Source organism: Tenuifilum sp., from assembly GCF_037481895.1.
GTDB lineage: Bacteria > Bacteroidota > Bacteroidia > Bacteroidales > Tenuifilaceae > Tenuifilum > Tenuifilum osseticum.
Window position 1 is genome coordinate 39,273 of the sequence record NZ_JBBFKU010000027.1, and the last position, 8,855, is coordinate 48,127.

The window sequence follows — 8,855 nt, forward strand, 5'->3', positions numbered from 1 at the left end:
TGATTGGTTTTCAGGTAATCGCTCTCTACCATACTTTTCCGTTGCGATGTAAAGCTTCACCCTTGCTTTTTGGAATTCAATAGCGTGCATCGCTATACATGTGGGAGTAGCCATGGAGTTACAAATGTTTAGCCCCTACGGGGCTGGAAACGGCGTTCGTTGTTCGTTGTTCGTGTATCGTTGTTCGTGATTGCCTCGTCATACAATCTGTGTAACACCGTATTACACTGTGTAACTCTGTGATACTTGCTGTGGCTCGATTCGTGAAACTGTTGTCATACTAAGCCCAGCCGAAACATCTCTTTTCTCTTCTACACCCACTTGCCGTTGCCCCGATATCCTTCGCTACAACATTATGACAAAAAGAGGGTCTGTTTTTTATCTAAATGATATTGACTGATTATGTCAGAATTTTAACTATCAACTATCAATAAAAAAGGCTGCTTGAAGGCAGCCTTTTCAAATCTTATAGCGCTTATTATTTAAATAGCTTATGAATTAGATCTACCACACGGTTTGAGTATCCCCATTCGTTATCGTACCATGAAAGTACTTTAACCATGTTGCCAATAACCATTGTGCTCTGAGCATCGAAAATTGATGAGTGGGGGTTGTGGATAATATCAACCGATACAATAGGATCCTCAGTGTACTCAAGAATACCCTTCATAGGACCTTCGGCAGCCTTTTTCATAGCAGCATTAACCTCTTCCTTGGTCACCTCTTTTTTCAGCACAGCTACAAAATCAACAAGTGAACCGGTTGGGGTTGGAACGCGAACAGCAAGACCATCGAGTTTACCCTTCAGCTCTGGAATAACTTTTCCTACAGCCTTTGCAGCACCAGTAGTGGTAGGAATCTGTGAAACGGCTGCTGAACGAGCACGACGCAAATCGCTGTGTGGGGCATCAAGAATACGTTGATCGTTGGTATATGAGTGGATGGTGTTCATGAAACCACGCTCAACACCAAAAGCATCGTTCAATACCTTTACAACGGGAGCCAAGCAGTTGGTTGTACAGCTGGCATTGGATACGCATTGGTCAGTTGGCTGTAATGCCTCATCATTTACGCCAAGCACAATCATCCTATCAATTTCATCCTTTGCAGGTACGCAAAGAATTACCTTTTTAGCGCCATTCTTGATATGGTCGCCATAGCCGCCTTTCTCGCTTTCGCGCTTGGTAAAAATACCAGTCGATTCAATAACTACATCGGGAGTTTCGCTCCACTTGATGTTAAGGGGCGAACGCTCAGCTGTTACCCTGTACTTTTTACCGTTTACAATTAGGTTTTCGGCATCAAACTCTACCTTACCCTCATAGCGACCCTGGGTAGAATCGTACTTTAACAGGTGGGCAAGAGTTTTAGTATCGGTTAAATCGTTGATACCTACAACTTCAAGTTCGGGACGCTCAAGCGCAATCTTAAAAACGTTGCGGCCAATTCGTCCAAATCCATTGATTGCAACTTTAATTTTTGTCATAGCTAGTTAAAGTTAGTTATTATGAATTGTGAGCATAAAATTCAGCCAAACAAAGGTACTTAAAATTGAACAATTTGTTAATGTAAAATTTGAATATTCAACAAATTTTAACGCAAACGGTTGAGAACCAAAGGTTGTTTGCAGGTTACAAATTATAGCTCTAAGGCCTTTAGGTCATCGGGGGTATTAATATTATAAAACCACATTCGTGTCTGAAAATCGTCAGGTAACTCAAGGTATTGTGTGTTTGACTGGCTTAAAAGTTCTGTTATTGGATGTCCTTGTTTGTCGGAAAGTATACTGTTAATTCTTGAAACAAGTGTTTTGCTATACAACCCAAACAAGGGTTCCAGAAAATCGCCATGTTTGGGGACTACAACCTCGGCATTACTTTGCTGGTAGATGTTCAGTAGCTGCTGAAATATATCCTTACTGGCAAATGGCATATCAACAGAGACTATTAAAACCAAGCTGCTAGCAGCATTGGTTAAAGCACTATGGATACCGCCAAGGGGCCCACAATTTAGAATTTTATCAGGGAAAATGGGTGCATCAACGGGATAGGTCCTGTTACTGTTTGAAATTACAATTACCTCCGAAACCTCAGCTCTAAATGTATTGTAAATTCTGCTTATTAAGGGAATCCCGTCAACCGTAATAAGAGCTTTATCAATTCCCCCTAAACGGCTCGACTTGCCGCCAGCTAAAATTGCAAGGGATACCTTTTGCATGATGATCTAGAAAACCAGTTCGCCAAGCCCTTCACGAAGAATTACAGGCTCATCGCCTGAGCAATCAACAATGGTTGAAGGGATATTTCCTCCAATACCTCCATCGATAACAACATCTACAAGGTTCTTGTAATTTTCATAAATGAGCTCAGGGTCGGTGGTGTACTCTACAACCTCATCGCTATCCTTAAGCGATGTTGTCAGGATAGGATTGCCTAACCTATCAACCAACTCCAAGGGTATTTGGTGATTGGGTATTCTTATGCCAACTGTTTTCCGTTTACTCAAAAAGTAATCGGGAACCCTATGCAAACCCGGTAAGATAAATGTAAATGGACCGGGTAAATTCTTTTTCATCAATTTAAATGTAGGGTTGCTAACCTTTGCAAAGTCGGCAATGTTACTTAAATCCTTACATATAAATGAAAAATGGGCATCCTTGGGCTTAAGCCCTTTAAGCTTAATAACCCGTTCAACTGACTTTACATTTGTAATATCGCAACCTATACCGTAAACCGTGTCGGTGGGATAGATAACAACACCACCCCGTTGCAGAACCGCAACCACTCGGTCAATATCCCGTGGGTTGGGGTTCTGGGGGTGCATTGTTATGTAGAGGCATTCAGGCATTAGCCATTCACCTTTTTATAGTCATCTAAAAACTTTTGTAAACCAATATCGGTTAATGGGTGGTTAAGTAAACCAAGAATTGCACTAAGCGGACAAGTAGCAACATCGGCGCCAGCCTCAAGACACTGGATAATATGCATGGTATGACGGATTGATGCGGCTAAAACCTGGGTGCTAAACTCGTAGTAATTGTAAACATCAACAATTTTGCGGATTAGCTCAACCCCATCGGTCGATACATCATCGAGTCTACCAATAAATGGTGAAACATATGTTGCTCCTGCTTTGGCTGCAAGTAAGGCCTGTCCAACTGAAAACACAAGAGTACAGTTAGTACGTATTCCATTATCGGTGAAATACTTGATGGCCTTAATGCCATCCTTGGTACACGGAACCTTTACCACTATTTGAGGATGCAAGGCAGCCAACTCCTTACCCTCACGTATCATCCCCTCATAATCGGTTGCAATTACCTCAGCGCTTACATCGCCCTTTACAATGTTGCAAATGTCTACGTAATGCTTTTTGATGTTCTCAGCACCACGAATATTCTCCTTTGCCATCAACGATGGGTTGGTAGTAACGCCATCAAGAACGCCAAGATCATTTGCCTCGCGAATTTGATCAAGGTTTGCTGTGTCAATAAAAAACTTCATATACTATTCTGTTTTAGCTTGATTTTGTGATGCAAAACTAATCAATTTAGTCGGATGTGGCAATTTAAAATGGGATTTTACTAGATATTGAATTTAAGGAAAAACTAGGGGAGGTTCGTGAGCTGTGAACCGTGAACCGTGAACCGTGAACCGTAAAACGGAATCGGTCAACCATCAACTTACCCTGTCATCCTGAGCGCAGCGAAGGATATGTTGAATAGGGTGCAGTGTACAGGGTGCAGTGTACAGGGGTTTTTAGTGTTTGGTGTTTAGTGTTTTCACTATCAACTATCAACTATCAACCATCAACTATCAACCATCAACTAAAAAAATCTGCTACTATCCTTGTTTATATTCCAAAAATGTTTTATATCTTTGATTAAAGGGTTGTTAATTTAAAAAACATAACAGAAAAATAACCTGAAATGCCAAGTGCCATTACAACTATAATCGTTGATGACGAGCCCAACTCGAGGGATATGATTGATTTCCTACTTAAAAGTAGCGATGATGTAAAGGTTTTAGACAAATGCGAAAACATTACACAAGCCTTTGAATCAATTAAACAACATAATCCCGATATTATTTTTCTGGATATAGAAATGCCCGGGGGTTCAGGGTTTGATCTTATTCAAATGCTACGCAATACCCCTTACAACCCTACAGTTGTATTTGTAACTGCCTACAATCAGTTTGCCATCAAAGCCATTAAGCATGCTGCTTTTGATTATCTGCTTAAACCCATCGATATTGACGATATAAATGATACCCTTGCCCGTTACCGTGAAAAAAAACGTAATGGCATCAAAACCGATAAGTCAAAAGCAGAGCTTCTGCTTGAGCACCTTGAGGAGTTTCCTAAACTTAAGTTTAACATGCGCAACGGGGTTCTTTTTGTTGATCCCGATGATATTATCTGGTGCGAGGCAAGCGGTAGCTATACTGTTCTTCACTTACATTCCCGAAAGGATGAGGTTGTCTCGGTTTCTCTTAAAGATGTGGAGCAGCAGTTACTTCAGTATCCCTTTTTCCGTGTAAGCCGCTCAGCAATAATAAATCTGAAGTATCTAACTAAAATTGACCGTAGGAACAAGGCATGTATTGTTCAAAAAAACGACCTGGTTTTCAAAATCACTGGCTCCCCTCAACAGCTCAAGGCACTGGAAAATCGATAATTGCTTCAAAAATTTTAACTTCAACCCCGAAATAAGCATTTTCGTAAACCAAAACACGCATTTCATACATTAACCGCAATTCTCTATTCCACATCTTATTTCAAAAATTTAACTTGAGCCTGGTTTACAAATACAACAAAATGGGCTCGTTTGAACAATTCAACTGGAAAGGGAAACAAATTTTAATAGTAGAAGACGACAAACCTAGTTCCATTCTACTTACTGCCCTTTTAGGCCGAACAGGTGCTAAGCTTTACTTTGCCACTAATGGGCAACAGGCTGTTGATATTGTCAAAACCAATAACTCAATTGATCTAATCCTAATGGATATCAAGCTTGAAGGCATGAATGGCATTCAGGCATCAACAATCATACACGAACACAATCCCAATATTCCAATTATTGCACAAACCGCCTGCGTAATGGCCGGCGATAGGGAGAATTGCATGGCGGCTGGCTGTGTGGCATATGTTTCAAAACCAATTGATGCCTACGAGCTGCTTCAAGTAATTGATAAGTATATCAACGCCATTAAAATTGAAAACACGGTAAAAACCCTCTCCTAATCAATTGGAATATAATTTGTAAATAGGAATCAAAAATCAGGTGTCAAAAAACATAATAATCCCACATCATGGGAGACGCTCTTGAATAATCTTGAATCTTGAATCTAAAATCCCTTTTCCCTAGGCAAGTCCTTTATCCTTTATCCTTTATCCTTTGTCCTTTAGCTTTTATCCTGCTTTTCGATACTACTGCTGCTCTTTGCATTGATTTCCTGTTGCGATGCAACGATTCCTCCTTGCTCTTTGGCATTTGCATAGCGTGCATCGCTTTTCACGTAGGCTAAGCCTTTGTGTTACAAATGTTTCGCCCCTACGGGGCTGGAAACGTTGCTCGTTGTTCGTTTTTCGTTGTTCGTGAAAAACGACCTCACCCCCACCCCTCTCCTGACAGGAGAGGGGTGAAGCAATTAGGAGACCTAATTGCAGGGCTAAAGTCTCCCCTCTCAGGGGAGATTTAGAGGGGTCATCTAGGTTATTCCTGAAACTATTGTCATGTTGAGCGTTAGCGAAACATCTCATTAGGCCGGTCCAAGATCCTTCGCTCCCCGCTAGGGCGGGACAGGCCGCTCAGGATGACAAATGAAAGTTGATGTTTGTTCGTGATTGCCATTCTGAGAAACAACGTGTTACATTATGTAACTCTGTGATACCAGTTTAGTTGATAGTTGATGGTTGTTGGTTGTTAGCAGAAGAGAATTTAGCCCTGATGTCATGCTGAGCTCATCGAAGCATCTCTTTGTGTCTACATCCCTTATTTAATGAGATTCCTCGGCACTGTCTATCCCGACATATCATGACTAGACACCGTTTAACGTTTAACGGTTCACGGCTCACGGTTCACGGTTCACCAGCCTCCTTTAACCATTTACTTCTATCTTCACTCTCTTTTCATCTCCCGTGTAACCTTTTCCACCTAAACCTAGTATAAATTTAAAAGAAATTTGCATTAAACTGTAATAATTTGTATTATTGCATTAATGTTTAACCACCCAAAACCATTTGCCTATCGATAGAAGCTCTACACGCTAACCAAATTTAAGGAGGTAGCCGTGAATACTACTAGTCGTTCCGACTGCGAGCTTCTGTCGGATTTTGTTGCGGGCAATAACTCAGCCCTTGAAGTATTATATAAAAGGTATGAACGTAAGGTATATACCTATATACTGCTAATGGTACGAAAACCCCAGTTGGCCGAGGACATACTTCAGGAGACCTTTATAAAGGCCATTAAATCGGTTAAGGAAGGTAAGTACTCCGAGACTAACCGTTTTGGCTCGTGGCTGATGCGCATTGCGCATAATCTGGTTATTGACCAGTTCCGGCAAAACAAGCAGTACCGCGTAGTGTCCAACAACGATTTCCCGATGGATATTTTTAGCACACCGCGTTTTGCCGAAGCCACGGTTGAACAACGCTTGGTGTATGAACGCGTGTTGTACGAAGTACGAGCACTTATCGACTTTTTGCCCGATGACCAGCGAGAGGTAGTCATGCTACGCTTTTATGGCGACCTTAGCTTTAAGGAGATTGCTGAGATTACCAATGTTAGCATTAACACAGCATTAGGGCGTATGCGTTACGCGCTAATCAATTTGAGGAAAATGGTAAAAGAGAAAAACCTTAGCCTTGAGTTCGAAATGGCTTGGTAAGTAAAGCTGATAGTTGGCGGTTGATGGTTGATAGTTGATGGTTGATAGTTGATAGTGAATCCTAAACCTTTATCCTTTATCCTTTATCCTTTATCCTTTATCCTTTATCCTTAAATTCCCTCTTAACACTGCACACGGAACACTGAATACTACTTAAAATGGGCAAGAGCAAGCTAAAACCCAAAGAACTTTACTTCCTGAAAACGAAAGGGAGTTTCGATATTGCTGCTATTTGCCGTGAAGCCAACATAATACTCCGTAGCCAACGTGTTACAAAGGGTGAACTGCTGCAATACATCATTAACGCTGTTGAAACTCCCGAAGTGATTGATACCGACAATCGGTTTAAAACACTTACCCAGTACCTTAAGGCTAAGAATATTACCAGTGTCGATTCAAAAAGCAATGAACTTCATGGTGAGGTTTCATTGCATAAGCCCATTGGCTACACCATTTATGGAGCCGATGGCATAGAACCCGGAGCAATTGAACAAATGGAAAATGCCATGAGTTTGCCCATTGCCCTGGCAGGAGCACTTATGGCAGATGCCCACGAGGGATACGGATTACCAATTGGCGGAGTGCTTGCCACCACAGGGAATGTTGTAATCCCCTATGCTGTAGGAGTTGATATTGCCTGCCGGATGTGTATGTCGATTTTTCCGATTAAACCTGAGGTTTTAGGTACTAAAAGTGAAATGTTAAACCAAATCCTACTCCGAACTACCATTTTTGGTGTGGGAAGTAAGAATAAAAACCATATTGACACTTCACTTTTTGACAAAAAGGAATGGTCGGCAACAAAGGTAATAAAGCAGTTCCGCGACCTGGCTTACAGCCAGCTAGGAACATCGGGTGGCGGTAACCACTTTGTGGAATGGGGCGAATTGCGCATTACAGAGTTCGACCCGTTGCTTGGATTTGAACCCGGTAAGTACCTGGCATTGCTATCGCATTCAGGTTCGCGGGGATTTGGTAGCGAAATAGCTCTTTACTATTCAAAACTTGCCATGGAAAAGGTGAAGCTACCCGGCAAAGCCCGCCATTTGGCCTGGCTCGATTTGAACAGCCAGGAAGGGCAGGAATACTGGCTTGCCATGAATTTGGCTGGCGATTACGCATCGGCTAACCACCATGAGATCCATGCAAAGGTTGCCCGTGAACTGAATGTACGTCCCATAAGAATGATTGAAAATCACCATAACTTTGCATGGTTTGAGAGCCTCCCTGATGGCCGTAAGGCCATCGTTCACCGGAAAGGCGCTACGCCTGCACATCCGAATTCACTGGGAATTATTCCAGGTTCAATGGTTCATCCGGCCTTTGTGATAAAAGGCAAGGGTAATCCGGCTTCGCTTTCATCGGCATCGCATGGGGCAGGCCGAAAAATGTCCAGAAGCAAAGCGCTACAAACGTTTACTCAGGCTGATCTTAACTACATTCTGGAGAAATGGGGAGTGGAACTTATAGGTGCTGGGCTCGATGAGGCGCCAATGGCATACAAGGATATTGATACTGTTATGGCACACCAATCTGACCTTGTAGGTGTGCTTGCCAAGTTCTACCCCAAAATTGTAAGAATGGCTAACCCGGAACGGAAACATCGCTGGGAATAATCCAGAACTCGCTAGTTTGAAAAAAATTTTACCATGTTGTTTAGTTTGGATTATTTGGCATGCTGTTAGCGAAACATCTCTCTGTCATGCAGAGTTTCGACTTATCGGGATAGACTCCGTCAAAGCGTCTCTTTGTTTCTTCATTCCTTTATTCCATTTTTGATTGGTTTTCTGCATCGCTCTTTGCCATTCTTTTCTGTTGCGATGCAACGTTTCAGTGTTGCTCTTTGGAATGTCATAGCGTGCATCGCTTTAGAGTTGGAGTAGCCATGGAGTTACAAATATTACGCCCCTACGGGGCTGGAAGCGGTCTTCGTTGCTCGTTGTTCGAGAATCTATTGTCATG

The 8,855-nt window shown here is 42.1% G+C and carries 8 protein-coding genes; 4 read left to right on the top strand and 4 right to left on the bottom strand.

Annotated features, from left to right (window positions below; genetic code table 11):
- Nucleotides 1–478 precede the first annotated feature (478 nt).
- The 4 genes from gap to fsa form a co-directional block, all read right to left on the bottom strand.
- Nucleotides 479–1,486 carry a type I glyceraldehyde-3-phosphate dehydrogenase gene (gap, locus tag WHS63_RS09220; RefSeq protein WP_445204858.1) on the bottom strand — a complete coding sequence of 336 codons (1,008 nt, stop codon included), beginning with the start codon at nt 1,484–1,486 and terminating at the stop codon, nt 479–481.
- 152 nt (nt 1,487–1,638) lie between these two features.
- Complete coding sequence (gene mobA, locus WHS63_RS09225) at nt 1,639–2,217, bottom strand: molybdenum cofactor guanylyltransferase (RefSeq protein WP_445204859.1); 579 nt, start codon at nt 2,215–2,217, stop codon at nt 1,639–1,641.
- A gap of 6 nt (nt 2,218–2,223) precedes the next feature.
- Nucleotides 2,224–2,823, bottom strand: a complete 600-nt coding sequence (locus tag WHS63_RS09230) for an L-threonylcarbamoyladenylate synthase (RefSeq protein ID WP_445204860.1) — start codon at nt 2,821–2,823, stop codon at nt 2,224–2,226.
- A 23-nt stretch (nt 2,824–2,846) separates the two neighbouring features.
- Nucleotides 2,847–3,503 carry a fructose-6-phosphate aldolase gene (fsa, locus tag WHS63_RS09235; RefSeq protein WP_369489680.1) on the bottom strand — a complete coding sequence of 219 codons (657 nt, stop codon included), beginning with the start codon at nt 3,501–3,503 and terminating at the stop codon, nt 2,847–2,849.
- A 425-nt stretch (nt 3,504–3,928) separates the two neighbouring features.
- Here fsa and WHS63_RS09240 point away from each other — a divergent pair, with 425 nt between their 5' ends.
- The 4 genes from WHS63_RS09240 to WHS63_RS09255 all read left to right on the top strand — a co-directional run bounded on the left by WHS63_RS09240 (nt 3,929) and on the right by WHS63_RS09255 (nt 8,509).
- Nucleotides 3,929–4,678 (top strand): LytR/AlgR family response regulator transcription factor, encoded by a 750-nt coding sequence (locus tag WHS63_RS09240; protein ID WP_445204861.1) that lies wholly within the window; start codon nt 3,929–3,931, stop codon nt 4,676–4,678.
- Between the two features lie 140 nt (nt 4,679–4,818).
- Nucleotides 4,819–5,244 (top strand): response regulator, encoded by a 426-nt coding sequence (locus tag WHS63_RS09245; protein ID WP_445204862.1) that lies wholly within the window; start codon nt 4,819–4,821, stop codon nt 5,242–5,244.
- Between the two features lie 1,049 nt (nt 5,245–6,293).
- Nucleotides 6,294–6,893: an RNA polymerase sigma factor gene (locus WHS63_RS09250; protein WP_445204863.1), complete on the top strand. Its 600-nt coding sequence runs from the start codon at nt 6,294–6,296 to the stop codon at nt 6,891–6,893.
- Between the two features lie 158 nt (nt 6,894–7,051).
- The gene (locus WHS63_RS09255) at nt 7,052–8,509 is read left to right on the top strand and encodes an RtcB family protein (RefSeq protein WP_445204864.1); all 1,458 of its coding nucleotides are present in this window, start codon (nt 7,052–7,054) and stop codon (nt 8,507–8,509) included.
- Nucleotides 8,510–8,855 lie beyond the last annotated feature (346 nt).

Excerpts from the sequence above, each read along its gene's own strand:
- WHS63_RS09230 (WP_445204860.1), bottom strand. The coding sequence starts at position 2,823 with ATGCACCCCCAGAACCCCAACCCACGGGATATTGACCGAGTGGTTGCG.
- gap (WP_445204858.1), bottom strand. The coding sequence starts at position 1,486 with ATGACAAAAATTAAAGTTGCAATCAATGGATTTGGACGAATTGGCCGC.
- WHS63_RS09245 (WP_445204862.1), top strand. The coding sequence starts at position 4,819 with ATGGGCTCGTTTGAACAATTCAACTGGAAAGGGAAACAAATTTTAATA.
- mobA (WP_445204859.1), bottom strand. The coding sequence starts at position 2,217 with ATGCAAAAGGTATCCCTTGCAATTTTAGCTGGCGGCAAGTCGAGCCGT.
- WHS63_RS09255 (WP_445204864.1), top strand. The coding sequence starts at position 7,052 with ATGGGCAAGAGCAAGCTAAAACCCAAAGAACTTTACTTCCTGAAAACG.
- fsa (WP_369489680.1), bottom strand. The coding sequence starts at position 3,503 with ATGAAGTTTTTTATTGACACAGCAAACCTTGATCAAATTCGCGAGGCA.
- WHS63_RS09240 (WP_445204861.1), top strand. The coding sequence starts at position 3,929 with ATGCCAAGTGCCATTACAACTATAATCGTTGATGACGAGCCCAACTCG.